This is a genomic window from Helicobacter canis (assembly GCF_900451095.1).
GTDB lineage: Bacteria > Campylobacterota > Campylobacteria > Campylobacterales > Helicobacteraceae > Helicobacter_B > Helicobacter_B zhangjianzhongii.
The window spans coordinates 1,640,891-1,666,561 of the sequence record NZ_UGHV01000001.1 but is presented as its reverse complement, the minus strand read 5'-3'; the positions used below and the strand labels follow the sequence as shown (position 1 = coordinate 1,666,561).

25 protein-coding genes, 1 tRNA gene and 1 pseudogene are annotated in these 25,671 nt (G+C 45.2%); 11 read left to right on the top strand and 16 right to left on the bottom strand.

Features of this window, described 5'->3' with window-relative positions:
- Positions 1-33 precede the first annotated feature (33 nt).
- From DX060_RS07845 to DX060_RS07835, 4 genes are all read right to left on the bottom strand, one after another.
- Entirely contained in the window at positions 34-2,898 is a 2,865-nt protein-coding gene (locus DX060_RS07845) for a DEAD/DEAH box helicase family protein (protein ID WP_181814246.1), read from the bottom strand.
- Positions 2,891-3,061, bottom strand: a complete 171-nt coding sequence (locus DX060_RS11460) for a hypothetical protein (protein WP_181814245.1) — start codon at positions 3,059-3,061, stop codon at positions 2,891-2,893. Before DX060_RS11460 ends, DX060_RS07845 begins: the two co-directional genes overlap by 8 nt.
- Positions 3,054-4,784 (bottom strand): DNA methyltransferase, encoded by a 1,731-nt coding sequence (locus DX060_RS07840; RefSeq protein ID WP_181814244.1) that lies wholly within the window; start codon positions 4,782-4,784, stop codon positions 3,054-3,056. The genes DX060_RS11460 and DX060_RS07840 overlap by 8 nt, the downstream gene beginning before the upstream one ends.
- Before the next feature lie 128 nt (positions 4,785-4,912).
- On the bottom strand, positions 4,913-5,410 hold the full coding sequence (locus DX060_RS07835) for a hypothetical protein (RefSeq protein WP_115011932.1): 498 nt from the start codon (positions 5,408-5,410) through the stop codon (positions 4,913-4,915).
- A gap of 254 nt (positions 5,411-5,664) precedes the next feature.
- On the opposite strand from DX060_RS07835, the gene metE reads away from it, so the two are divergent.
- From metE to DX060_RS07815, 4 genes are read left to right on the top strand one after another with little or no spacing between them, the layout of a single operon-like run.
- Positions 5,665-7,908 (top strand): 5-methyltetrahydropteroyltriglutamate--homocysteine S-methyltransferase, encoded by a 2,244-nt coding sequence (gene metE / locus DX060_RS07830; protein WP_115011931.1) that lies wholly within the window; start codon positions 5,665-5,667, stop codon positions 7,906-7,908.
- 58 nt (positions 7,909-7,966) lie between these two features.
- Positions 7,967-8,914 (top strand): methylenetetrahydrofolate reductase, encoded by a 948-nt coding sequence (locus tag DX060_RS07825; protein WP_115011930.1) that lies wholly within the window; start codon positions 7,967-7,969, stop codon positions 8,912-8,914.
- Between the two features lie 26 nt (positions 8,915-8,940).
- The gene (locus DX060_RS07820) at positions 8,941-9,741 is read left to right on the top strand and encodes a hypothetical protein (RefSeq protein ID WP_115011929.1); all 801 of its coding nucleotides are present in this window, start codon (positions 8,941-8,943) and stop codon (positions 9,739-9,741) included.
- Positions 9,742-9,745: 4 nt separating this feature from the next.
- Positions 9,746-10,018: a glycosyltransferase family 9 protein gene (locus DX060_RS07815; protein WP_181814243.1), complete on the top strand. Its 273-nt coding sequence runs from the start codon at positions 9,746-9,748 to the stop codon at positions 10,016-10,018.
- A 161-nt stretch (positions 10,019-10,179) separates the two neighbouring features.
- Here the strand turns inward: DX060_RS07815 and DX060_RS07810 are convergent, their stop codons facing one another.
- Positions 10,180-11,352: a glutathionylspermidine synthase family protein gene (locus DX060_RS07810; RefSeq protein ID WP_115011927.1), complete on the bottom strand. Its 1,173-nt coding sequence runs from the start codon at positions 11,350-11,352 to the stop codon at positions 10,180-10,182.
- A gap of 99 nt (positions 11,353-11,451) precedes the next feature.
- Here DX060_RS07810 and DX060_RS07805 point away from each other — a divergent pair.
- Positions 11,452-11,529, top strand: a tRNA-Pro gene (locus tag DX060_RS07805).
- A gap of 24 nt (positions 11,530-11,553) precedes the next feature.
- Here the strand turns inward: DX060_RS07805 and DX060_RS07800 are convergent.
- From DX060_RS07800 to hisD, 11 genes and pseudogenes are all read right to left on the bottom strand, one after another.
- On the bottom strand, positions 11,554-11,967 hold the full coding sequence (locus DX060_RS07800) for a pyridoxamine 5'-phosphate oxidase family protein (RefSeq protein ID WP_115011926.1): 414 nt from the start codon (positions 11,965-11,967) through the stop codon (positions 11,554-11,556).
- 6 nt (positions 11,968-11,973) lie between these two features.
- Positions 11,974-12,471, bottom strand: a complete 498-nt coding sequence (gene tpx, locus DX060_RS07795; RefSeq protein ID WP_115011925.1) for a thiol peroxidase — start codon at positions 12,469-12,471, stop codon at positions 11,974-11,976.
- A gap of 132 nt (positions 12,472-12,603) precedes the next feature.
- A complete protein-coding gene (gene hemC, locus DX060_RS07790; RefSeq protein WP_115011924.1) occupies positions 12,604-13,545 on the bottom strand; it encodes a hydroxymethylbilane synthase in 942 nt (313 codons plus the stop codon).
- Positions 13,542-14,039 carry an FxsA family protein gene (locus tag DX060_RS07785; RefSeq protein ID WP_115011923.1) on the bottom strand — a complete coding sequence of 166 codons (498 nt, stop codon included), beginning with the start codon at positions 14,037-14,039 and terminating at the stop codon, positions 13,542-13,544. Before DX060_RS07785 ends, hemC begins: the two co-directional genes overlap by 4 nt.
- Entirely contained in the window at positions 14,039-14,338 is a 300-nt protein-coding gene (locus tag DX060_RS12085) for a His/Gly/Thr/Pro-type tRNA ligase C-terminal domain-containing protein (RefSeq protein WP_258552321.1), read from the bottom strand. Before DX060_RS12085 ends, DX060_RS07785 begins: the two co-directional genes overlap by 1 nt.
- A 63-nt stretch (positions 14,339-14,401) precedes the next feature.
- Positions 14,402-16,018, bottom strand: a pseudogene (gene proS, locus DX060_RS07780) (proline--tRNA ligase); the annotation flags it as partial.
- Between the two features lie 9 nt (positions 16,019-16,027).
- Positions 16,028-17,389 (bottom strand): glutamyl-tRNA reductase, encoded by a 1,362-nt coding sequence (gene hemA, locus DX060_RS07775; protein WP_115011921.1) that lies wholly within the window; start codon positions 17,387-17,389, stop codon positions 16,028-16,030.
- Entirely contained in the window at positions 17,389-18,333 is a 945-nt protein-coding gene (locus DX060_RS07770; protein ID WP_115011920.1) for a polyprenyl synthetase family protein, read from the bottom strand. The genes hemA and DX060_RS07770 overlap by 1 nt, the downstream gene beginning before the upstream one ends.
- Positions 18,334-18,349: 16 nt before the next feature.
- Positions 18,350-18,763, bottom strand: coding sequence for a hypothetical protein (locus tag DX060_RS07765; RefSeq protein WP_115011919.1), 414 nt, complete (start codon positions 18,761-18,763; stop codon positions 18,350-18,352).
- 5 nt (positions 18,764-18,768) lie between these two features.
- Positions 18,769-19,032, bottom strand: coding sequence for a DUF2018 family protein (locus DX060_RS07760; RefSeq protein WP_115011918.1), 264 nt, complete (start codon positions 19,030-19,032; stop codon positions 18,769-18,771).
- Between the two features lie 30 nt (positions 19,033-19,062).
- Positions 19,063-20,391: a histidinol dehydrogenase gene (gene hisD, locus DX060_RS07755; RefSeq protein WP_115011917.1), complete on the bottom strand. Its 1,329-nt coding sequence runs from the start codon at positions 20,389-20,391 to the stop codon at positions 19,063-19,065.
- Between the two features lie 99 nt (positions 20,392-20,490).
- Here hisD and DX060_RS07750 point away from each other — a divergent pair, with 99 nt between their 5' ends.
- The 6 genes from DX060_RS07750 (at position 20,491) to DX060_RS07725 (ending at position 25,667) form a co-directional block, all read left to right on the top strand.
- A complete protein-coding gene (locus DX060_RS07750) occupies positions 20,491-21,489 on the top strand; it encodes a phosphatidate cytidylyltransferase (RefSeq protein WP_115011916.1) in 999 nt (332 codons plus the stop codon).
- Positions 21,486-22,592, top strand: a complete 1,107-nt coding sequence (gene dxr / locus DX060_RS07745; protein ID WP_115011915.1) for a 1-deoxy-D-xylulose-5-phosphate reductoisomerase — start codon at positions 21,486-21,488, stop codon at positions 22,590-22,592. Before DX060_RS07750 ends, dxr begins: the two co-directional genes overlap by 4 nt.
- A gap of 229 nt (positions 22,593-22,821) precedes the next feature.
- The gene (locus tag DX060_RS07740) at positions 22,822-23,154 is read left to right on the top strand and encodes a 4Fe-4S dicluster domain-containing protein (RefSeq protein WP_115011914.1); all 333 of its coding nucleotides are present in this window, start codon (positions 22,822-22,824) and stop codon (positions 23,152-23,154) included.
- A 2-nt stretch (positions 23,155-23,156) separates the two neighbouring features.
- The gene (locus tag DX060_RS07735) at positions 23,157-24,281 is read left to right on the top strand and encodes a 2-oxoglutarate synthase subunit alpha (RefSeq protein ID WP_115011913.1); all 1,125 of its coding nucleotides are present in this window, start codon (positions 23,157-23,159) and stop codon (positions 24,279-24,281) included.
- 1 nt (position 24,282) lies between these two features.
- Positions 24,283-25,113 (top strand): 2-oxoglutarate ferredoxin oxidoreductase subunit beta, encoded by an 831-nt coding sequence (locus DX060_RS07730; RefSeq protein ID WP_115011912.1) that lies wholly within the window; start codon positions 24,283-24,285, stop codon positions 25,111-25,113.
- A gap of 2 nt (positions 25,114-25,115) precedes the next feature.
- The gene (locus DX060_RS07725; RefSeq protein ID WP_115011911.1) at positions 25,116-25,667 is read left to right on the top strand and encodes a 2-oxoacid:acceptor oxidoreductase family protein; all 552 of its coding nucleotides are present in this window, start codon (positions 25,116-25,118) and stop codon (positions 25,665-25,667) included.
- The last annotated feature ends 4 nt before the right edge of the window (positions 25,668-25,671 follow it).

Sequence of the window (25,671 nt, the reverse complement as noted above, 5' to 3'; positions counted from 1 at the left end):
TCACAAAGCACGGATTCTAGCCTACACAATCCACTACGCTACGCCTCCGCCACATAGCGATACAAGCTCACTTAGCCCTCCACCTCTAGCAATGATAGAATGCAAGCTATTTTCCCCCACAAGCACATATCGCCACAGCTTCTGTCCCTTTGCTGCCAAAGCCGCATTGACTTGCTCCACATAGCTTATCGCCGCCCTTTTCTTACGCACTACATCTTCTGCCCTTAGATCTTTTTGCGATTTTGTCTCTATGATATACACTTCCCTTTCACTCTCTACCATAAAATCCACAAAATACCGCCCCAGCACCCCATCAGCACGGATATAAGGGATATAGGCAAAGCTATGTGTAGATTCTAGTATTTTCACAAACCGCACAATATCGCCCTGCTTTTGTATCCACTCTATAAATGTTCTCTCCAGCCCACCCTTATTGCTAGGAAATGGCGTGTGCGTGTAAATACTCTTTATCCCATCTAGGCAAAACTGCTCCCTATGTCTAAAGCCCTTTGCCTCGCTAAAATACCTAGACTCTAGTGTCACTTCAAGGCTTTCTTGCCTAGATTCTAGCTCTTGTAAAAGCTCTAAAAACACCTTGATAATATGCTCCCCCACATCTTTCAAGCACAGCACCCTCCAGCTAGAATCCAGCGGATCAAAGCCCTGCTGAAACAGCTCATAGCGGATATACCTATCTATCCGCCTTAGTAGCAAATACTCCACGCCCTGCAGTCTAACTGATAAGCCCTTGCCCCCACTCACATTCCCCCCACTTCTCTCAAGCTTCCCGGCGATACTCTCGCAAAGCACGCGTAAAAATTCGCTATACGCCCCAGCGTTGAAAAGCTCCGCACTTACTTCAAAGCCCCCAAACTGCGTTTGTGTCGTGAGATTTTCTAGGACAAATTTCTCCTTTGTCCCAGCGATTTGCTTAAGAGTATCTAGGCTAAATGCGTCAAAATGCGGCAATGGCTTTTGCAAGAGAGTTTCTAGCCGCTCATTTAATCGCGACTCCGTATGGCTGCCCACCACCCTATGCCACGCCATATCATAAGCTTCATAATCAGGCTTTAAGCCCACATAGAGCATATCCCCTGTAACAGAGCCTCCACCTTGCTCATCAGTATCCACAAACACCAAATGATTTTTTATCATCTCATCATAAAATCGCTGGAAGCTTGGGTGCTCTACGATAAACAAATGGTCTATATAGCTCTTAGGCTTTTGCCCATTTTGCAGAGCTTTGAGATTTTCTTGTCTCATCTGCGCCCCTGCATTATCTCGCCACATTAGCCTAAGCCCCCTGCCAATGGTCTGCTCTATGAGTTTAGCACTCTCACTCGCTCGTAATGGCACAATCACGCAAATATTACTCACATCAAAGCCCTCTTTTAGCATAAGCACAGAGATGACGACTCTAGGCTCTTTATGCTTATCCATAGCAAAAAGCCGCGACTTTATCCGCAGATACTCCTGCGTGCCGATTTCATTTTTCTTCCCACTATGGATACTTAGCACACTCTCCCCACCTAGCCCCCTAGTCTCTAAATACCGCTCCACAAACTCCACCACTTCCTGCTGCTCACACACGATAAGCATTTTGGGGTATTTGCTAGAATCTAGCTTGATAAACTCTCTCTCCAAAAGCTCTAGCTGCCTTAATCCCGCATCAATCATCACTTCTTGCCCCTGTGATAGCCCTAAAATCTTGCCATCACTATCCCTAAGAGCGCGAAAGTCCAAGCTCTCTATACTTGAGAAAAAATTGCGTTTTGATAGGGAGATATTTTTGACTAGGGCAGAGTGTATCGCTGTCTTCAAGTCAAAATCCACGATGATATGCAAAAAGTGTGTTTTGCTTGTTTGCTTTTTGCTCGTTTTAGCGATATAGGGCGTAGCAGAGAAATCACACTGCATAAACCGCCCTCCATTTTTCACTATCGCTTGAGCGATATACTTGATAATCCCCTCCCATTTTAAGTCCTTATCATCATCATAAATATGATGCGCTTCATCATTGATGATACAAAGATTTGTAAGCTTAGATAAATACTCCCTTTCCTCCCCCGCTTTCACAGCCCTATCAAGCTTCTCTAAGTCATTTATCGTGCTAGGATATAGGGGCAAAATACCCTGCACGATAGAAGCGACATTCTCTAGCGGATACATCGTTTGCAAGCTCTCATCTACTCTCTCTTCTCTCTCATCTAAAAAATGCCAATTACTAAGGAGCAAAAATCCATTATCCCTAGATTCTAGCTTTTTGCTCTCTTTATCAAACACACTGCCGCTAAGAAACTCCACTATCTTCTCTCGCCACATTTCAGGGACAAACAGCGAAGCATTTTGCATAATATCGCTACTAAATACATCGCGGCTTCCATTTTCCCCCACTCGCCCTTGATAAGAGTCCAAGAGCCGCTCATACACAATAAGCCCCGGAGCTAGCAAAACAAAATTGCTAAAATACTGTATGCCTTTATATTCTTTAGCATACACTGCGTTTAGATACTGCCATAGCACAAGCGCATTCATCACCCAAGTTTTCCCCGTGCCTGTCGCCATTTTCATACAGAATTTCACAAAGCTAGATTCTGCTAGCTCGTTTAAAATCTCGCCCATAGCCTCTGGGTAAAATCGCTCATACATCTGCGCTACGCTCTCCACCCTTGCTACTTCATAGAGATATATCATATTTTTGATAGCCTGCTCCTGCCCCTTGTGGAAGTTACACTCCCTTTGCTCCCTATACTCTTCATCAAACCAAAAGTGCAGTAGCCTGCTTGTTACAGGGCTTACACTATCCCATATCGCCCCACTCTCAAAGCACTCATTCACCTCTTGGCTAATCCTACTTGCCAAAATAAGCGGTATAGTAGCTCTACTCTCTTCACGCATTGCCGCCTCCTTTCCCCTTGCTAGAATCCACTTTTTGTTTAGCGGCGTTATTTTTGTCATTGCGAGACGCTGCGGTAGCAGCGGCGTGGCAATCTACTGCTTTTTTGTCATTGCGAGCGGATTTATCCGCGTGGCAATCCATAGCCCTAGTCCCTTCACGCATTGCCGCCTCCTTTATTCGCCCTAGAATCCACTCCGCTAGATTCTCCCCACTCCATTGCTAAGCTCTCTTGTGCCATAGCCTCATAGCCAAATATATCCACACTCTTTACGCACACGCTATATCGCATCTGTTTTGGCACTTCTAGCTCTATTTTCTCTAGCACACTTAGAGACTTCTGCCCATTATCATCTTCCCTACCCCCGCGGAAGTCCTGCCATTGTGAGATAAACACCGCTCCATTATAGTTTGTATCCACACTCCAATACTCCAGCAAGCTTAAAGGCTTAGTATTCATTATCTCTATGACCTTATCCCTATCCTCTGCCTTATCAAGCGGCAGGGCATTGGGGCTTAGTAGCACATAGTTTTCTAGCTCTATTGTTAGCAGAGCAGTATCTCTATTACTAGGATTTTCTCTCACGCTTAAAGGCTTTATGCTTAGATATTGCAGGGAGCTAAACCGCACCTTGCCTACTAAGCTTTCATAGCCTTTGTTTTTTCGTAGCTTTTCTAGCAGATCTGGCGGGATTACTTGCGGTTTTATCTTTTTATACCGCTTTAGCACATCATTTATCATTAGGCTATAGTTCCACCCTAGCAGGATCACCTCGCTCCACTCCTGCCCTAAAAAGCCCTGCCGCAAGCTCTCACATTTCTTAAAAGTCGCTTCACTTGTAATGGCATTTGGCGAATCCACATAGACAAGCACTCTGCTAGATTCTAAGTAGCCGATATTTTTAGGCGTATTATCCAAAGTCTTTGGCAGCTCCCCACCCTCGCTGACATACAGACTTAGCACGATTTGCGCTAGCTCGCCGATATTTTTGCTTGCCTTTTCATACTCGCCTACACTTAGCAGCCCAAACTCCGCGCCTATATCTAGCAGCCGCTTCCTAGTAGTCATCACCGCTGGCTTGCCTATATCACTGCCGATAAACCTCCGCCCAAGCTTATGCGCCACCGCACAAGTCGTCCCACTCCCCATAAAGAAATCCGCCACTATGCTTCCCTCATCGCTACTTGCTTTGATAATCCGCTCTAGCAGGGCTTCAGGCTTTTGGGTGGCATAGCCTGTGCGTTCTTTCGCCTGTGGGTTAATAATAGGTATATCCCAATTATCAGTTTCCAGCGTTCCTATATTTTGCTTATAAACAATTTTATCATTTTCGCCAATTTTTATTTTCCCAATTTTTATATTTTTCTCAAAAATATCTACATTTTCCACAATATATTGTTTTATTTTTGTTCCATCACTTTGTTTTATTGTATTTGTATTGTATCCGCTTGAAAAATTACTTCTCGTGCTTGAAAAATCTTTATATATTTTATTAAATACATAATCATTTGTTTTTGTGTATATAAAAATTGTATCGTGCATTTTTTGAAAACTTTTTGATGGTGCTGACCACCTTTTATAACACCACACAATCTCATTCCTAAAATTCTCCCTGCCAAATATCTCATCACATAGCACCTTGATATAATGTCCGCAATGCCAATCACAATGGATATAGATACTCCCCTTATCGCTCAAAAGCTCACGCATAAGCATAAGCCTAGGGGTTAGCATTTGCAGGTAGCTTATCGTGCCTTTATGCCAAGTGTCGCTATACGCAAACTGCTCTAAAATCGTAGGAGCTTTGGTGATAGTAGAATCCGCTCTAAGAGTGATTTTACTTTTATAATCTGCCTTAGAGTCAAAGGGCGGGTCTATGTAGATCAAATCCACCTTGCCCCGCAAGGATTTAGTAGTCTCATCGCCTAGGATAAGTGCTAGAAGTATGGGGAGATTATCGCCTAGATAAATGGAGTTTGTAGGAGTAGATTCTCGTGTCGTAGCAAGATGAGATTCTAAAGAGTTAGGAGTTCCCCCCCCCCCCCCGCAGCATTATTGTCATTGCGAGCGTTATTTTCCGCGTGGCAATCCATAGAATCCCCACTAGAATCCACTTTTTCTAAAGAAGCTATGCTTTGTGTTTTTGGGGCGTTTTCTTCGTGGATTGCCACGCCGACTTTGTCGGCTCGCAATGACAGAGAAGCGGATTTTTCAAAACCACCCCGATTGTCTTCTTCTAGGATTCTAAGATTTGCGGTGGGGCTTTCGTAGCTTTTTGGGGATTTGGGGGCAGAGCTAGACTTGAGGTCTGCGGTTGCCTCCAAATCCCCAAAATCTGCGGAATGCCTACCCAAAGCTGAATCCTCTCGCACCACTTGGGCAAAAAGCGCGCCATCTTTGGCATTTGGATAGACTATCTCACTCACCTGCGCCCTTAACTTAAGCGGCGAGTTCAACGCCCTCTCCACCTGCTTTCTACTCTCTTCTAAAATCTTTGGAAGTTGTTCTAACATTATTTTTCCTTATCTTGCAAAATGGCGGGATTGTAGCATAAATGCTTTAGAAATGGATAAATCCATAAACACAATATGTGTTTGTTACTTTTTGTATCGTTTGGTGGATAATGATTCAAAGCCCTTGTTTGCGTGGATTCTAGGCGAAATCCCACCAAAACTTGCAAAAAATTTTCAAAAAATCTATAAACACAATATGTATTTATCAAAAATTGCCTATAATTCTCCCATATCAACTACGGAAAGGAAATGATATGAGTCAAATTATTGGATTCCCACGCATTGGAGAGAATCGAGAGTTAAAAAGAGCGTTAGAGGGCTTTTGGGCTGGCAAGATCAGCCAAAACGAGCTAGAAAAGGTCGCCAAAGAGCTACGAGCAAAGCACTGGGCAGAGCAAAAGGAGCTAGAAAATGTCTGTGTCAATGACTTTAGCTTCTATGATAATGTCCTAGATCTTGCCTACGCACTTGGGGCAAAGCCTGCGAGATTCCAGCATTTAAGTGGGCTAGAGGGGTATTTCGCTATGGCGAGGGGGCATAAAGATGGGCAAGCGTGCGCGATGACAAAGTGGTTTAATACCAACTACCACTTTGTCGTGCCAGAGCTTAGTAGCAATGATACTTACAAAGTCAATGCAAGCGCGATTATCGATCAATATAAAGAAGCTAAAGCTCTAGGCTATAAGCCTAAAATCGCCTTAGTAGGGCTCTTTACCTTTGTCGCGCTAAGCACGATCACACAAGGGGAGTTTGCAGAAGTCTTTGACGCTGTCAAAAGCGCGTATTTCACGCTGCTAGATGAGCTAGCAAAGCTGGATTCTAGTGTGCTAATTGAATTTAGCGAGCCGATTTTCACGCGCGGGGTTGATGAGCGGTTTTATCATCTTATCAAGCCTACTTATGATGCCATAGCAAATAAGGGCATTAAAGCGGTGGTTACAAGCTTTTTTGAGCATAGCAATGAAGCTAGCGAGATCCTGCTAGAATCCAAAATCTACGGGCTTGGGCTGGACTTTGTCTATGGGGAGAAAAATACGCAGATCCTCCCAGCCTTGGCAAAGAGTGATAAAGTGCTTTTTGCCGGGGTGATTGATGGGCGCAATATTTGGATCGCTGATTTAGAATCTAAGCTTGCCCTGCTAGAGCAAATCGCCACGCATATCCCTAAAGAGCGCGTTATCATCTCTTCTTCTTGCTCGCTTTTACACGCGCCTTATAGCAAGAGTGCGGAGACAAAGATCGATAGCGAGATCCTTTCCTGGCTCTCCTTTGGGCTAGATAAGGTGCAAGAGCTTTTGGTCTTAGACGCGCTTTTTAAAGCTCCTAGCGATGAAGCTCGCGCCAAGCTTACGCACAATCAAGCCCTAATTGCCGCACGCAAAAGCTCTTGCAAAATCCACGATAGCGCGATCAAAGCTCGCCTAGAATCCACTCTTAAAACTTCGCGAGATGAGAGCTTTGCCGCACGCATAAAGGCGCAACGAGCCGCGCTTGCCTACCCCAATCTAGCCACAACGACCATAGGCTCTTTCCCACAAACTCAAGAGATCCGCACCTTGCGTCTAGGCTACAAAAAGGGCGCGATTAGCAAAGAGCAGTATGATGATGGCATTAAGGCATATATCAAAGACTGCATTGCATTCCAAGAAGAAATCGGGCTTGATGTGCTTGTGCATGGAGAGCCAGAGCGCAATGATATGGTGGAGTATTTTGGCGAGCAGATGAAGGGCTTTGTCTTTAGCCAAAATGCGTGGGTGCAGAGCTATGGTAGCCGCTGTGTCAAGCCCCCTATCATCTATGGCGATGTCTCTCGCCCCAAGGCTATGACACTTGAGTGGATCACCTATGCCCAAAGTCTCACTACAAAGCTTGTCAAAGGTATGCTAACCGGTCCGGTTACGATTTTGAATTGGAGCTTTGTGCGTGATGATGTGCCACGCTCTGTGGTATGCAAGCAGATCGCCCTAGGCATTGCCGATGAGATAGATGATTTACAAAAAGCTGGGATAAAGATTATCCAAGTTGATGAAGCGGCGTTTAAAGAGGGCTATCCGCTTAGGGCTGAAAATATCGCCGAGTATGAGAGCTGGGCATTAGAATGCTTCAAGCTTGCTACTGCCATAGCAGAGTCCAGCACGCAAATCCACACGCATATGTGTTATAGCGAGTTTAATGACATTATTAAAACCATTGAAGCCCTTGATGCTGATGTGATTAGCATTGAGACTGCTCGCAGTGGCAATAGATTATTACAAGTCTTTAAAGAAGTGGGCTACACACACGAGATAGGACCGGGGGTCTATGATATCCATAGCCCTAGGATCCCAAGCGTAGAGGAGCTAGAGGGGCAGATCCGCGCGCTGCTTGAAGTGCTGCCCAAAGAGCAGCTATGGATCAACCCTGACTGCGGGCTAAAGACACGCAAATGGGAAGAAGTCAAGCCTAGCCTAGCCAATCTTGTCAAAGCGACAAAAAATGTCCTGCATACTTTGCAGTAGGGCAGGGCTATAAGGCAAGCTAGAGCAAAAGCGCAAGGCAAAGCCTTAAGGAGAATCTATGAGCGCGACACTAGATAGCAAAATTACTGCGGCTTTTAGCAAGCTAGAGAGTAGTGGGGACTTTGTGAGCTTTGAGCTAACGCCCCTTGTAGGTGCGCAAGTGCTAGCCCAAGACACCTTAGATGAGCTGCGAGATTGCACGCTTTTTGATAGTTTTGTCTGCACAGATTCTCCGCTAGCACGCTTCAAGCCTTCATCGGTGCTAAGTAGCATTGCCTTGCAAAATGCTTTGCAAACGCCACTTATCTGCACGCTTTCTATGAGAGATAGAAACACTGCTGCACTATGTGGGGAAATCCTAGGGGCAAATGCCTTTGGCTTGCGGGCGTTTTTGAGCCTTACAGGTGATCCTACAAAGCTTGGCAATACAGATTCTAAAGCCGTGTTTGAGGACAACTCCACTAGGCTTAATGCCATCATCAACGCTCTAAATGCAGGGCTTGATCTCACGGGCAATACCCTAAAATCCACGCCAAATCGCATTTATAACTGCAATGTCATAAACTCCTATGCCATCAATACCAAAACTATTGAAAGCAAAATGATAAAAAAGATCAAAAGCACGAAAGTGGATTCTAGCTGCGCTCTTAGCGCGTTTTTTAGCCAGCCTGTGTATAGCATAGAGTCTGCCCACACGCTCCTAGATAGCCTAGAGTCTGCGAATCGCACGCTAGGCACTAGAGTGTCTTTGGTGCTGGGGTTTTTCCCTGTGGTAAGCTATAAAAGCGCGGTATTCTTGCGCGATAAATTGCCCGGGGTCTTTATCCCAGAGTCGTGGATTTTGCGATTAGAAAAGGCACATAAAAGTCACGATCCAAAAGCAGAGAAGCAAAAAGTAGGGCTTGATCTCTCGCGCGAGCTTTTTTATAGCTTGCGCAAAATCCACAATAAATTCCATTTTATGACAAACAACAACCTCCCACTAGCGCGACAAATCCTACTATAATACGCTATTTGCAGCTAGGGGATACAATGATAGATAAACAGCCTTCGACTATTGGCGTGATTTTTATCCAAAATGCCTTGGGCGAGTGTGTGATAGGCTTTGAGAGTTTGTATGCGATTAAGCATATTTACCCGTGCAGGCTTGTGGTGTTTGCCCAGCCGACTTTGCAAAATCTCTTGCGTGAATGCGACTTTGTCGATGTGGTGGAGCCTTGCACAAAGCAGGCTATTGATGCGTATGCTTGTGATTATGCCTTGCTTACAAACTCTAAAAGTGTGCATATCCGCTTCGCACTCTCCACCAATGCCAAGCGTATCATTTGTGCGACAAAGTTTATAAGCTTATTTTCTTGGCGGTGCAAGAGCGTGGGGATTTATCTATGGAAAAAGTATAGAAACTACGATGAGCGCGAGATCTTGCTAGCGTTTGTGCGCAGGATCAGCCCCAAGCTCTATGATGAGCGACTCCCTAGCATAGATCTCACACAAAGCAAGATCCCTTATAGCAAGAGCCACGCGCAAGTGGTGCGAGACTATCTAGAGCTAGCAGGGCAAAAAGTGGATTCTAGCACGCCGCGCTATCTTATAATGATAAATCCTTTCAACAATGCCTGCCCCTACTCGCTAACTAAACAGGGCTTTGTTAGGCTCATAAATGCAGTGGCGCAAATCCCAGAGTGTATCCCACTTGTGATAACTTTTGACAAAGTGCATAGAGACTTCACACAAGCCCTAGAATCCTACTTTAATCATAATTTGAGCCATATCGCTGCCCCCCCTTACACAAAATCCACCTATAAAGCCCATAGTCTATCGCAATGGCGATGATCTCTTGCAGCTTGCAGCGTGGGTGGCTCACTCTAGCTGTGTGATAAGCCCCAGCACAGGCACACTGCACCTAGCGTGCAACCAGAGAGTCCCTACAATCGCCCTCTATCCAGAATACGACACGCGCCGCTGGGCTACGCATAATAAAAAATATGTATTTCTGCACACGCTAGCCAAACACATAAGCCCTAAAGAAGAGCAAGAGGCAATCACACAGACTATCACTATGCTTAGGGCAATGATCCGCGCAGGAGAAATCACCCCTATGACCTACTAGAATCCACTTTTATTGTCATTGCAAGAGCAACTAATCCACTTCCTTTGCCCTAGAATCCACTTTTGTAATTCTGTGTTTTCACAAGTGGATTCTAGCAGCACCGCCCCCATAGTCATTGCGAGACTTCCGCAGGAAGTCGTGGCAATCCAAAAAAGTGGATTCTAGCGGATACTATGGCTCACAAATTTTGCATAGTTATCTAAAATCAGCCCGCCCTTGCGGAATCCCAGCCCGCAAGACTCATAGGCGAAAAACACATTTGGCTGGTAGTAGAACTCGCCATTTTTGTTTAGCTCGTGGTAGGCTTGATAGACTTTTTTGCAGTTTTGATACTCGCTAGTGTTTTGCACTATGATCTGGCTACTTTCATCAAAAATCTCTATCCCCTGTCCCTCTCTGCCAAAGCTAGCCTTACTCACCTGCGCCTTGCCTTGTAGTGGCTCAAAACTGGATTCTAGGAGCAAGGGGTGATTAGGGAAGAGATCCCATAGGATTTTTAAGATCCTTTTACTTTGGAAAAGCAGCGTATAGGCTGGGTTTAGGAAAATCCCAGCCTTGCTCTCCATAATAGATCGCATAAGCATAGCTAGCTCTGGCTCATCGATAGCGATACTCTCCCACGGCAACAGCTTAAATAAAAATTCATAATTGCACTCATTAAAAAACACCCCTTGATCTTGGGAGAACTGCACTTCATCAATATAGGCAAACTCCGTCTCAAAGCCCGCACTCCTAGCGATCTCTTGTAAAAATCTGGTCGTGCGCTCTTCTTCATCATTGCCACTCACGCAGCTAAAGAGTATCTTCCAGCCCTCATAAATCTCGCTAAATCGGCTTGTATCTGCCCCAAGCGTGATAATGCGCTTAAAATTTTCTTGCAGTGCCTCATAGATATTATTAAACTGCGCGTTTTCATCAAGCCTATTAGCTTTGAGCATAGCCCATTGGATAACCGCGCTTTCATAGAGCATTGTAGGGGTGTCGGCATTAAACTCAAGCAGCTTTAATGGCAGCCCATCAAGCCCCCCAGCAAAGTCAAATCGCCCATATAAATGCCAATGCACCTCTTGCTCCCAGCTCTGCTTGATCATAGGGATAAGCGATACAGGTATATCTAGGTCAAAAAATAAGTTATTATCAATCACATACTGCCCCGCTTCGCAAAACATCTCATAGAGCTCATTGCCTGCATTGTAGAATCTCTCTGCTTCTTCTTGGGTGATCTCTACCATTTCTGGCGCGATATAGTCCGTAGTGTCGCGATCGGTATGCCAGCTAAGACCTATGGATTCTAGGGCTTGCTTGTTGATTGGGGTAAGTGGTGTGATGTGCATAATTGTCCTTTGGATAGAAGATATATCATAGCATTTTTAAGCGATGATAAAAGAAAAGTGCATTATAATGCGCGTTTGCAAATCTTTAGGGATTTGTAGCGGAGTATGGCGCAGCCTGATTAGCGCGCACCCTTGGGGTGGGTGAGGTCGTGGGTTTGAATCCCGCTACTCCGACCACTTGTCTTTTATGCTTTATCTCTCTTACTCTTTATAAGTAAAAACATTGCCATCAAAGTCTTGCAATCTCGCGCTGATATTTTCAAGGTAGAAAATTGCGAAATCCGGGTGATTGGGGTTGCTATCAAACACCTTTGCTATGCGATCATACTTTGCCATAAGGGCTTCTTTGGCGTCGATATGATTGACCACTCTAGCTTCTCCACGCACACGAAGTGCTAGAATATCTGCTGTGCTTATGCAAATCTCCACGCCACTATGCTGTGTGATGTGTTTGTAGAGATTTTTGCTAGGTGTGGTGCCGATGTATAGCTTGCCATTATGCACGATATTAGAGCGCATAGGGCGCACTCGTGGATTCCCGCAAGTGCCCTTTGTGCCAAGATAAAACGCCCCAAGATCTAGAATCTTGCCTATTTCTACCAGTGTAAGATCCATTGCACCCTACTTAATGCTTGCAAGGGCTTTGTCATAATCTGGCTCATTTGTGATCTCTTCACACACTTCTACATAAGAGACCTTACCGCTAGGATCAACGACAATCACCGCGCGAGTCAGTAGCCCAGCAAGAGGGGAAGATTCTAGGATCACGCCATAGGCTTTGCCGAAATCTTTGTTTGCAAAATCACTGAGTGTGGTTAGATTCTCGATCCCTTCTGTGCTACAAAATCGCCCTTGAGCAAAGGGCAAATCCAAAGATACAACATACACTTTTGCATTTGCTAGCTTTGCTGCTGCTTCATTAAATTTACGCGTTTGTGTCGCACATACGCCTGTATCAAGGCTTGGCACGACATTGATGATTTGATAGCTTCCGCTAGCTCCGCCTACTTCTACTTGCGATAGGTCTTTGGCGATGAGCTTGACCTGCGGGGCGGTATCGCCGAGCTTGATTGTATTTGCGCTTAATTTGGCTGGAGAGCCTTTAAATTTCACTTCCATAGTTATCCTTTGTGTTGTGTATCTCTATAATTAGAGAAGCGTGATTATAGTCTAAAGAATATTAAGGCACAATATGGGCAATGCTATTTGCCTATATGTGCTTTTAGGAAGCTTTGCACTGCCCAAGTCGCCCTAGTCAAAAAACTGCTGCGCTTTAGCTAGGATCTGTCTAGCACCTTTGGCGATAAGCTTATGGGCTAGCTCCTTAGCGCAAGTATCTGCTTCTTGCGCGCTAGCACTTAGGGATTCTTGCAGGATATTACTGCCATCAGGCAGACCGATTATGGCATTGATTTGCACCTTGCCTGTCTCTATCTCTCCTATAAGTGTGCAATGCACGCCAATAGGCACTTGACATCCACCTTCAAGCACTTTGATAAACGCTCTTTCTGCCTGTGTGCAAAGCGCGGTCTTTTTGCACGCAAGATTTTCTAAGATCGCGTGTAATGCACTATCGCTAGCCCTACACTCTATCCCTAGAGCTGCTTGCCCCATAGCTGGGATCATCTCTGTCGTGCTTAGTGGCACTATGTAGGGGATATGTGTGATATTAAGTCGCTTTAGTCCAGCATAGGCTAGGATTATGGCATCAAACTCGCCGGATTCTAGCTTGCTTAGACGCGTTTGGATATTGCCACGCAAAGATAGGCAAGCAATATCCGCACGCCTAGCCTTAAGCTGCATACTTCGGCGCAAGGAAGTGGTGCCGACTTTGGCATTTTTAGGGAGAGAGTCTAGGGTGGGGTAGGTGTAGCTTACAAAGCAGTCCTGCACATCTTCACGCTCCGTGATACAAGCAAGCACTAAGGATTCTGGGAGATCGATGGGGACATCTTTGAGTGAATGCACGGCTAGATCGATTTGTCTTGTGAGAAGCTGCTCTTCTAATTCTTTGGTAAAAAGCCCTTTGCCACCGATTTTTGCAAGGGGGACATCAAGGATTTTATCGCCCTTAGTTTTGATGATTTCTAAGCGAGATTCTACTCCGCATTCTTGCAATAGGCGATCTTGGATATAGTGGGCTTGCCACAAAGCTAGCGCACTCCCTCTTGTGCCGATGACTAGCTTTTTCATTGATTGCTCCTTGATTGCTTCTGGCTAGCAACGGAGCTTGGAGTGGATTCTATCACCTCTACATCGATGATTTCATCTTCTTGCCGTGTTTTTGGATTGTGCGCATTAGCAAAATACTCGCCAAAGTCTTTTTGGTATTGGGCTTGCGTGTTTTGGTCGTAGGGAGATTGCTTAGTTTTGTGGGACGGGAGCAGTCCCCAAAGCACCAAAACCACCCCAATAATATCGCTAAAAATCCCGGGGACAATCAAAAGCACTGCCCCAATACTACTAAACATACCACTACGCAAAAGGCTAAAAATATCTCTTTGCCCAAATAACGCTAGCATCCCCATTTGTGCTAGTCCTTTGCGCAATAGCCATAGCCCAAAGCCAGCGGAGAAAAACACCTCCATTACCCCAAGCACTAGCCCAAAACGCTCGACAAATAGACTAAGCCCAATAATCTCTAACACTATGTATCCCAAAATAACCCAAAAGGCAATCGCACGCATTATTTCTCCAATCGCTCTATAATAGCCGCACACACTGCTTGTATATCATTAGCTTCTAGCTCTTGCTTCTGCAATCCATCGCGCGTAATACACTCTATCACATTGGATTCTAGTCCCTTGCCTACGACTATCCCATACAACGCCGCGCCCACTAGCTCAAAATCCGCCATTTTTGCCCCAAAGCGCAAGTCTCTATCATCACACAGCACCGCCACACCCTTTGCCAACAACGCTTGATACAGCTCTAAGGCATAGCGCGATTGCTGCTCGTTTTTGGTATTTGCGATGATGATTTGCACAGAAAACGGCGCACTAGCCTTGCTCCATACACAGCCTTTCTCATCAGCCTTTTGCTCTAAGATAGCAGGCAGCAAGCGCGAGATCCCGATCCCATAGCAGCCCATTATGAAGGGCTTTGATTGCGAGTCTTGGTCAAGATATTGTGCTTTGAGTGCGCTTGAGTATTTATCACCTAGCTGGAAGATATGTCCTACTTCTATGCCTTTTTTATGTGTGAGTGTCCCACCACAGCTTGCACATATATCACCCTCTCGCACAGCGCACAATGGCGCATACACCATATTGGCAAACTCGCTAAAATCCACCCCTACGATATGCGTGTCTTTTTCATTGCCACCACAGATAATATCCCTACCATCGCGTAAATCTTCATCAAAAATCACAGGCGCATCGCCCATAATCGCACTAATCCCAACCGCACCAATACTGCCTGCTATAAGCCCTAGAGATTCTAGCTCTTGTGTGCTTGCATCAAGTAGCTCTAAAGCTTGATAGCCATTAGCACGCAGGGCATTTAGGGCTTTGGTTTCTTCTAGCACATCATCACCGCGCAAGAAAAAAACGGCAAATTTTTTCACCACACTAGAATCCACTTTTTTTAAAGAAGCTGCGCTTTGCGTTTTTGTGGTTTTTTCAAAAGTGGATTCTAGGGCTTGTTTTTCACTTGTGGCTTGGTTGTTTTCTTCTAGGATTCTAGGAGTTGCGGTGGGGCTGTGGGAGCTTTGCGGATTTTGGGGAAGGTTAGCGGACTCCCTGTCCGTGCCTTTCACAAAATCCGCAACACTGCCGCATTGCTCACCCAAAGCCGAATCCCCAGAGAGAGTATAAGCCTTTACCACTGCTTTGAGTGCATAATACGGGCTAATATGAAACAGCGCGCATACATCATCGATAGTTTTGACATTTGGCGTAGGGAAGCGAGCAAATTGTGCCTTAGGCGCAGAGTCTGGACCCACTCTTTTGGCGCGTTTGGCAGCTTCTACATTTGCAGCATAGCTACATTGTGTGCAGACTACAAGCGTATCTTCACCAGAATCTGCTAGCACCATAAACTCCTTGCTGCCACTTCCGCCAATCGCCCCAGAATCCGCTTCTACCGAGCGGAACTCCAGCCCTAGCTCACTAAAAATCGCGCTATATGCGTGATACATATTGTCAAATTCTTTGATCAAGTCCTCTTTGGAGCTATGGAAGCTATATGCATCTTTCATAAGAAATTCTCGCGTGCGCAAAAGCCCAAATCTCGGGCGCAGCTCATCGCGGAATTTAAGCTGGATTTGATAGAGATTAAGCGGGAGGGCTTTGTAGGATTTGACATAAGAGCGCACAAGCTCTGTGATACTCTCTTCGTGTGTTGGTGCTAGGACAAACTCATTATCCTTGCGATCTTTAAAGCGCAAAAGCTCCTTACCATAGAACTCATATCGCCCAGATTCTTGCCACAGCTCTGCTGGGGTTATAAAGCTTAGTAGCACTTCTTGCGCCCCGGCTTTGTTCATTTGCTTGCGCACGACATTAGCGATTTTATCTAAGACGATCTTGCCAAGTGGTAGCAAGCTATAAATCCCACTGCCACTTTGGTGGATATAGCCTGCTTGCACAAGGAGCTTGTGGCTTTTTAGCACGGCGTCTTTTGGGGTTTCTTTGCTTGTGGGGATTAGTAGGCGAGATTGCAGCATAAAAACTCCTTATAAAGATATATCATCATACTCGCATTTATAGCGGTCTAAAAGCTTTGGCTTATCATTTTGCGTAAAGACTTTTTGCAATGCTTGGATAATGGTATCTCCCTCTTTGTGGTGGGAGAGCTCTTTGAGATTAAGCGTGGGATTGTGCAAAAAGACATTAAAAGCATTGTGCAAGATCCTAAGCACTTCTTCTTCTTGCTCTTTGGGGAGATAGCCCTTTTTCACCGCGCGGGCGACTTCTTGTATAGAAGCTTGCTTTGCCTGCTCGCGCATAGATTTGATAAGTGGCAAGACATCAAGGCTTTGTAGCCAGTGGAAATACTCCACCACAGCCACGCCTATAAGCCCATAGGCGTGGTGGGCTTGGGTTTTTTTGAGTGCGCGGTTTTCTTGTATGACTTGCTGCAAATCATCGACACATAGCATCTCTATACCACACTCTGCGCAAGTGGATTGTATATCTCTAGGGACTGCTAGATCAAACCATAGCCGCTTATACTCTCTGCTAGCACACATTTGCTTATAGATAATAGGCTCTTGCGCACTTGTGGCACTGATGATAATCTCAAAATCATTCAACATTGCTGGGAGATTCTCCCACTCAAGCAAGTGAAGCGCACTAGGATCTAGCGTATTTAGCGGGGTATCTGGGGTGATATGAGCGATATTTGTGATTTTCCTCTCTTGCAAAAGTGTAGTAGCAAAGCTAATGGCGCGATTGCTGCTGCGATTGCTTATACATACTGCTACGCCAGAATCTAGTAAATGCCTAGTCGCAAGCTGCGCCATCTCTCCAGCTCCTATGACAAGCGCGGATTTTGGGGTGGATTCTAGGGCTTTTTTCACCGCGATAGAGGCTATAGAAAGAGAAGTTTTGGCAATGGTGGTTTGTGTGCGGACTTTGGCAGCTGTGCGGAAAGCAAAGTGCATAAGCCGTGTGATCTCCTGTCCGCACGCTCCTAGCTCAAAGCACGCTTTATAGGCTTCTTTCATCTGCCCTACAATTTGCGTCTCCCCTAGCACAATGCTATCAAGCCCGCTTACCACGCTAAAGATATGATGCACAGCTTCTTCATCAAGCGCGCTTTGGCAGTGGGATTCTAGCGTGTGTAGCGTAAGCCCAAGCTCTTGGGCAAAGAGATTTAGCACGGCGACTATGCATTCTTGCGGTGTGCGCGTGTAGAGATAGAATTCCACGCGATTGCAGGTGCTAAGGAGTAGCACTTCTTGCAGGCTTGGGATAGTGTCGCGTAGAGATTTGACAAATGGCTGGATTCTATCTTGGGGTAGGGCAAGCTTCTCGCGCAAGGTTATGGGCGTGCTTTTGTGCGAGAAGCTTAGGGAGAGATAGTGGGCTGGCATTAGTGCGTCCTTTCAATAAGGGCTTTGGCGATAGATTCTAGCGCGGTGTTTTGCTCACTAGCGATAGAATCTAGGGCATTGTGGATAAAGTCATTGGCGATTTGCTTGGCGTGGGTGATGATAGAATATGTGTGTAAAAGCTGCTTGATTTGGGCTATGTCTTCATCGCTTGCGCGAGTAAAGGCACGCAGGAATGACTCTTTTGCACTAGAATCCAGTTTGTGATAGAGCAAGATATAGGGCAGAGTGCTTTTGCCCTCTTTGATGTCATTCATCGCGGGCTTGCCTAGGGTCTGCTCATCTTGGGTGATGTCTAAAATATCATCGACAATTTGAAATGCCATACCTAGATTATGTCCATATTGCTTATAGGCATTATCATCAAGCCCTACAAGCAAAGCCGCTGCCTGTGCGCTTGCGGAAATGAGAGAGGCGGTTTTATCAGCTAGGATTTGGTGGTAGATTTCTAGGCTTGGCTGAAACTCCTTGCTATAAGCGACATCTTCAATCTCGCCTTTTGATAGCAGGCTGACAGATTGGGCTACGCAGCGGGCGATTTTAGGAGAGAAGTCGCAGAGCTTGACAAAGGCATTGCTATATAGCACATCGCCTAGCATAATGGCAAATTTATCGCCAAATTGCGCATTGATACTAGGGCGATTGCGCCTAGAAGTAGCAGAGTCTATCACATCATCGTGCAGTAAAGAAGCGCATTGGATAAGCTCGATAATGGCGCAAAGGTCGATGATGGCTTGCTGATGTGTAGAAAAATGCTTGGCAGTGATGGCTAGGATCAGCTTTGAGCGTAGCATCTTACCCTGACTCATTGCCGCATACATAGAGCTAATATGCACACAATCTTGCTCGTTTATCCAAGTATTTGCGCGATTTTGTATGGCTTGTAAGATTGCTTGCTCGTTTAGTGTTGTAGTGTCCTTGCTCATTAGCAGTCCTTTGGGCTTAGTTTGGTGATTTTTTAGGGAGCATTATAAAGAGTCCAAGCTGGGCTATTTTCTCTTGCTCATCAAAATCTTGAAAACTAAGAAGTAAATAGGCTGTTTTATCAATGTCTTGACCTTGTGAGAGTGGAAGTGTAAAACTTTTTCGCTTATAATCTGTATAAAGCACAAACTGATATGGGAATCTATCATACTGCAAATGCACCACAAGCCCATAGTTTTTATACAAAGTCCAATAAAGCTTAAGTGTTTTAGGCACGCCTGAGAGCAAAAACTCTTGCGTATAGATCTCATCTTTTTTCAACGATAGCTGCTCTTGTATATCCCAAGCAGGCTTTGCTCCATAGGCTTGCACACCTAGTGCCAAGGCAATGAAAAGCGCGCAAAAATAGCGACAAATCCCCACTTGTAGCATTTGTGCTATTCGTTTTCGCTTAGGATTTTCGCGCTAGATTCTATGGCGATATTGCGCTTTTGCGCTTCTATGGCTTCTTTATGTGTGTGGATAAACTTCCGCAAATCAGCCCCGCTCTCTTCAAATGCTACTTCATAGATCGCCAAAAGCTCTAGCAGCCTATCAAGCTCTTTTTTCGCAAGTGTCGGCGAAGCGTGCAGCACAATATCGCTCCATTTTTGCACAGGATCTCCTGCTAGCACTTCTAAATCATTCCATTCTTCCCACATAATCACTCCTTGTAAAGATTGTATTAGAATCTACTTTTGATGGCTGTCGTGCGGTGCCACGCGCTCTAGGACAGAGAGCTTGTGTGCTACAAGCCCTTCAAGCTCTGCTAAATGCGCACAAGGCTTAGCAAGTGCGTTAATGCCCTGCTGACTAAAGGCGATCAATGAGCTTTTTTTCATAAAAGTATCGACACTAAGCGGGGAGAAAAACTTCGCGCTTCCTCCTGTGGGGAGTGTGTGGTTTGGTCCTGCGAGATAGTCTCCTATAGCTTCTGGTGTATTTGCACCGAGAAATATCGCTCCTGCGTGCTTGATCTTTGGCAAATATGTGAAAGCATTATCAAACAATAGCTCTAAATGCTCTGGAGCTAGGTCATTGCAGAGTGTTATGGCTTCTTCCAAGTCTTTGCAGATGATAATAGCACCGCGATTTTGTATAGAAGCTGTGGCGATAGCGGATTTTGGCAAGCTTGGGAGAAGCTCTGCTAGCTTGCTTACTACTTGCTTGGCTAGATCGCCACTTGTAGTAAAGAGCAAGGAGCTAGCCATTTCATCGTGCTCGGCTTGGGAGAGCAAATCCCTAGCGATATATGCAGGATTAGCACTAGAATCCGCGATGATAGCAATCTCGCTTGGTCCTGCGATCATATCAATCCCCACTTGCCCAAAGACAAGCTTTTTTGCCGTGGCGACAAAGACATTGCCCGGTCCGCTGATCACATCAACTTTGGGCATAATCTGCTGCCCTTTTTCGTGTAGCCCATAGGCAAATACCCCTATCGCACTAGCCCCACCTACGCGATATATATCTGTAATGCCACAAATATGCAAGGCTGCTAGCAATAGTGGATTTGCATAGCCTTGTGGTGTGGGCGTGCAGACAATGATCTCACGCACCCCTGCTACAAGTGCTGGGATAGCATTCATAAGCACAGAGCTTGGGTAAGCAGCTTTCCCACCGGGGATATAAAGCCCAGCGCGATCTATGGGCATATAAATTTGCCCAAGTATAGAGCCGTGCTCATCGCTATCAAACCACGATTTTTGCTTCTGCTTTGTGTGAAATGCGTGGATTCTATCATAGGCGATATGTAGGGCTTCTTTTGTCTTAGAATCCAGTTTTTCATACGCGCTTTTACACTCTTCTTGTGTAATTACAAGATCGGCTAGATTTTTGGGAGCAAAGCCATCAAATCGCGCCACTTGCGCTAGCAAAGCTTCTAGCCCTTGCGTGCGGATCTCATTTAGCAATGGCAGCACAATACTTTGGGCATTTTGTAAATCTTCTTGCCCTCTATTAAGGATAGCTTGAAATGCTTGAGTAAAGCCACTTTGACTTGTGTGTAATGTCGCAATCATCAACAACTCCAAAACAAATATGCGACATTATACACAATCATTGCAAGTGTATTGCTATAATACAAAATGCTTTGATCTCGTAAAATATAGGAGTAGCCAATGGAGCAGCCAAATGATCAATCACTCAACCAGCCAGCCAAGCAGCAGCCTGATACGCCAGAATCTAATGTGGAATCTAATGTAGGGTCTAATGCACAATCCAGCCCAGCTAGCGAGGAATATGTGGATTCTACTACGCAGACTTCTAATGCCCACGCTAGCACGCACACTGGGCGATTACACTTAGCTAAGGAGAAATTCGCAAGCGAGAGTGCGCGCTATATCACTGCTGCGCTACTTGTCGTGGGTATTGCGATTTTGCTTATTTGGAACAACGCTCTTGTGATTTGGGCGGTGCTTGGCGTGGCGTTTATGCTAGGCTTTAGAGAATCTCTTAGCCTATATAAACTTGAAGAAAATTTGTGGCTTTATGCCCTTGCAGTGGGCGTTTGGATTCTAGCATTTTTCAGCGCACGCCCTATAGAATCTGCTCTTATAGCCTGTATCATTCTAGCAAGCGTAGTAGCCTATAAACAACACCTTAGCCCAAAATCTATCCTGCCGTTTCTCTACCCAACTTTGCCATTTTTAGCATTGTATAGTGTGTATGTGGATTTTGGTGTGCTGCGCGTGGTGTGGCTGATCTTGATCGTGGCATTATGCGATATAGGGGCATATTTTGGTGGCAGAATCTTTGGGAAAACACCCTTTAGCCCAACAAGTCCTAAAAAGACTTTAGAAGGGGTGATTATCGGGCTAGCGGTGGCGGTGGTCATCGGTAGTATTGCTGGGATTTTAATGCTTAATACACACTTTTTCCTTGCGATTGCTTTGAGCTTGTTTGTCGCGCTTTGTGGGGTGTTTGGCGACTTGTATGAAAGCTATCTTAAACGCAGAGCAGAGGTTAAAGACTCTGGCGCGATCTTGCCCGGACACGGCGGGATCTTAGATCGCTTTGATGCGGTGTTGTTTGGTGCTGTTGGAATGCATTTTGTCTTAATGTTTTTTGATGAGTTTGCCTGCACTAAATGCTCGATTTTAGATGCGGGACTGCTGTGATTGTCTTAGGTAGCACGGGGTCTATTGGCGTAGCGGCACTAGAGATTGCTAGCACATTTTCTCGTGAAGTAGAAGCTCTTGCTGCAGGGCGCAATATCTCCTTGCTTAATCAGCAAATCGCTACTTATCGCCCAAAGTTTGTCGCTATCGCTGATGAGCGTGATCTAGGAGGCTTGGAGGCTAGGGGGGCTAGGGTATTTGTGGGTGGAGATGGGATTTGTGAAATGCTAGAGATAGCATCATCTTCTTTGGTGATAAATGCCATTGTGGGCTTTGCTGGGCTTAAGCCATCACTGCATACGCAATATTGCAAAAAGACTCTAGCCCTTGCTAATAAAGAATCCCTTGTCGCAGGGGGCTGGCTGCTTGATACTAAAGCAATTACGCCCATTGATAGTGAGCATTTTGGCTTATGGTATTTGCATACAAATCGCGCGATAAGGCGGCTTGTCATCACGGCTAGTGGAGGGGCATTCCGCGATACTCCTATCCACGCTATCAAAGAGCAAACAAAATCTAGCGCACTCAAGCACCCAAATTGGCAAATGGGGCAGAAGATCACCATAGATTCTGCAAGTATGATGAATAAGATTTTTGAGATCTTAGAGGCGTATTGGCTCTTTGGCTACAAGGAGATTGAAGCCTTTATCGAGCGAAGCTCAAGCGTGCATGCGCTTATAGAGTTTATCGATGGTAGCACGACTGCGCATTTTGCTTTGCCGGATATGCACTTGCCTATTGCCTATGCGATCGATCCTATAAGAGCTGCGGCAACTGCTATTATACCCCCTATGGATTTATCCCAGATTTTATCGATACGATTTGATCCTATTGAGCTTGATCGCTATCCGCTTTATGGGCTTAAAGATATGCTGCTAGAGGATCCAAAGCTTGGCGTGATTGTCAATGCGAGCAATGAGCAAGCCATCGCACATTTTTTGCAAGATAGGATCAAATTTGGCGCATTGAGCGAGATTGTAGAACAAGCCCTTAGTGTATTTGCCCCTAGTCTTACAGAGCTAGATTCTTATCACGCGATTGCCTCGCTTGATGCCCAAGTGCGTGCGTGGTGCGATGAGCTAATCCAATCTCGCATATCCTAAATTTCTAGAATCCTATTCTTTATATATTTACTATGTAATTGTGTTGTGCTTATTAGGCTTAGAAGTAAAAAATTTTTTTACCAAAATCAAAAAATAAAGGGATATTTAAGTTGTTTTATATCAAACTTGCACGCGTTCAAGATTCTAGATAGGACTTCTAGCAAGGCTAGATTCTAGTGCTGGTATTTTGGTTTATCAAAGTTTCATAAAGCTTCCTAAAGGAGAGAATATGTCAAATATGGTTGCCCCTAGTCAAACTCCTGTTTGGGTCAATGAGGCGCGTTGCAAGGCTTGTGATATTTGTGTATCGCTATGTCCTGCTGGTGTGCTTGGTATGCGCCTAGATCCCCATAAAGTTTTGGGCAAGGTGATTGAAGTAGCGCATCCTGAGAGCTGTATAGGCTGTCAAGAGTGTGAGCTTCACTGCCCTGATTTTGCGATTTATGTCGCTGATAGGAAAGAGTTTAAATTCGCCAAAATCACCCCCGAAGCGCAAGAGAGAGCGCAAAAGGTGCGTAGCAATAACTTTATGGCTTTACATATCAATACACAAAGGAAGTAAGTATGCGAGAGGTAATTTCTGGTGGCAATGAGCTTGTAGCAAAAGCCGCAATTGATGCGGGCTGTCGTTTTTATGGTGGATACCCTATCACACCATCTTCTGATATTATGCACGAGATGAGCGTGCTTCTCCCTAAAAACGATGGACACTTTATCCAAATGGAAGATGAGATTAGCGGGATTTGCGCTGCGCTTGGTGCCTCGATGAGTGGGGTAAAATCTATGACAGGTAGCTCTGGTCCGGGGATCTCGCTAAAGGTGGAGCAAATCGGACTTGGCTTTATGGCGGAAGTGCCTTTGGTGATCGCTGATGTTATGCGCTCAGGTCCATCAACAGGTATGCCTACGCGCGTGGCGCAAGGTGATGTAGGGTTTTTGAAGCACCCCACACACGGGGATTTTAAGTCTGTCGCTATTGCGCCGGGCAATCTTGAAGAATCTTACACGCAAACAATCCGTGCTTTTAATCTTGCAGAAGAGCTGATGACTCCTGTATTTTTGCTCCTTGATGAAACTATCGGGCATATGTATGGCAAAACCTATATTCCAGATATTGAAGAGGTGCAAAAAAGCATTATCAATCGCCGCACTTTTACAGGCGACCCCAAGAGCTATCAGCCCTATGATGTCAAGCCTGATGAAGGGGCGATTTTGAATCCATTTTTCCAAGGCTATCGCTACCACATCACAGGACTTCACCACGGACCACTAGGCTTCCCCACAGAAGATGCGACAATGGGGCAGGCTTTGATCGATCGACTCTATAATAAAATCGAGTCTAAAGAGTCCTATATCTGCCAAAATGAAGAGCTTGATTTAGAGGGGGCAGAGATTGCTATCATCGCCTATGGCTCTACGGCACTATCAGTCAAAGAAGCGATGATTGAGCTAAAGAAAATGGGTAAAAAGGTAGGATTATTCCGCCCGATTACTCTTTGGCCAAGTCCTAAGACAAGACTCAAGCAGCTTGGAGAAACTTACAAAAAAATCCTTGTGATCGAGCTAAACAAAGGGCAGTATTTAGAAGAAATTGAGCGTATCTTTGAGCGCAAAGTAGAGTTTATGGGACAGGCTAATGGGCGCAGTATATCGCCTACACAAATTATCGATAGAATTAAGGAGATGTAAAATGGCTTTTAATTACGATGAATACTTGCGCGTGGATAAAATGCCTACACTTTGGTGCTGGGGCTGTGGCGATGGCGTTATTTTAAAATCAATTATCCGCACAATCGATGCTTTGGGCTGGAAAATGGATGATGTATGCTTGGTAAGTGGGATTGGGTGTAGCGGGAGAATGAGCTCTTATGTCAATTGTAACACTGTGCATACTACACACGGCAGGGCTCTTGCCTATGCCACAGGGATCAAGCTTGCCAACCCTAAAAAGCATGTCATTGTCGTAAGTGGCGATGGCGATGCGCTTGCCATTGGTGGAAATCACACAATCCACGCCAGCAGACGCAATATCGATCTAAATTATGTCCTTGTCAATAACTTTATCTATGGACTTACAAACTCTCAAACTTCTCCTACTACGCCGCAAGGTATGTGGACTGTAACAGCGCAATTTGGCAATATCGAAAATAGCTTTGATCCGTGTAAGCTTGTCGATGCAGCAGGTGCGACATTTGTCGCTAGAGAATCCGTGCTTGATCCCAAAAAGATTGAAAAAGTGCTCTATGAAGGCTTCAAACACGAGGGATTTAGCTTCTTTGACATTCATAGCAACTGCCATATCAATCTTGGGCGTAAAAACAAAATGGGCGAAGCAGTGCAAACACTCAAATGGATAGAATCCCGCACGATTAGCAAGCGCAAATACGATGAGCTAAGTGAAGAAGAAAAGGTAGGTAAATTCCCAACAGGAATACTAAAGCACGATACAAGCAGGATTGAATATTGTCGCGCGTATGAGGGCGTGATTGAAAAAGCACAAGCACAAAAAGGAGGGCATTAAGAATGGAAGCTGAACTACGATTTACGGGTGTTGGCGGACAGGGTGTTTTGCTAGCGGGTGAGATTCTTGCAGAGTCCAGAATCCGCGCGGGTGGCTATGGCATACAAGCTTCTACTTATACTTCACAGGTGCGTGGTGGTCCTACCAAGGTAGATATTTTGCTAGATTCTAAGGAGATTCTCTATCCTTATGCCAATGAAGGGCATATTGATTTTATGCTCTCCACTGCACAAGTGAGCTATGATCAGTTCAAAAATGGCGTGAAACAAGGCGGTGTTATTGTTGTTGAGCCAAATCTTGTTACCCCTAGTGCTGAAGATAAAAAGCATTTTAAAATCTATGAGATACCTATCATTACCATCGCCAAAGAAGAAGTTGGCAATGTCGTTACCCAATCAGTCGTAGCCCTTGGCGTAACGGTGGCTTTCACGCAATGCGTTGATAGAGATTTGGTCTATGAAACGATGATTTCAAAAGTGCCAGCAAAAGTTGTAGAGCTAAATAAAAAGGCATTTGAGCTAGGTGAAAAATACGCTAAAAATGCTATGGCATAGTTTG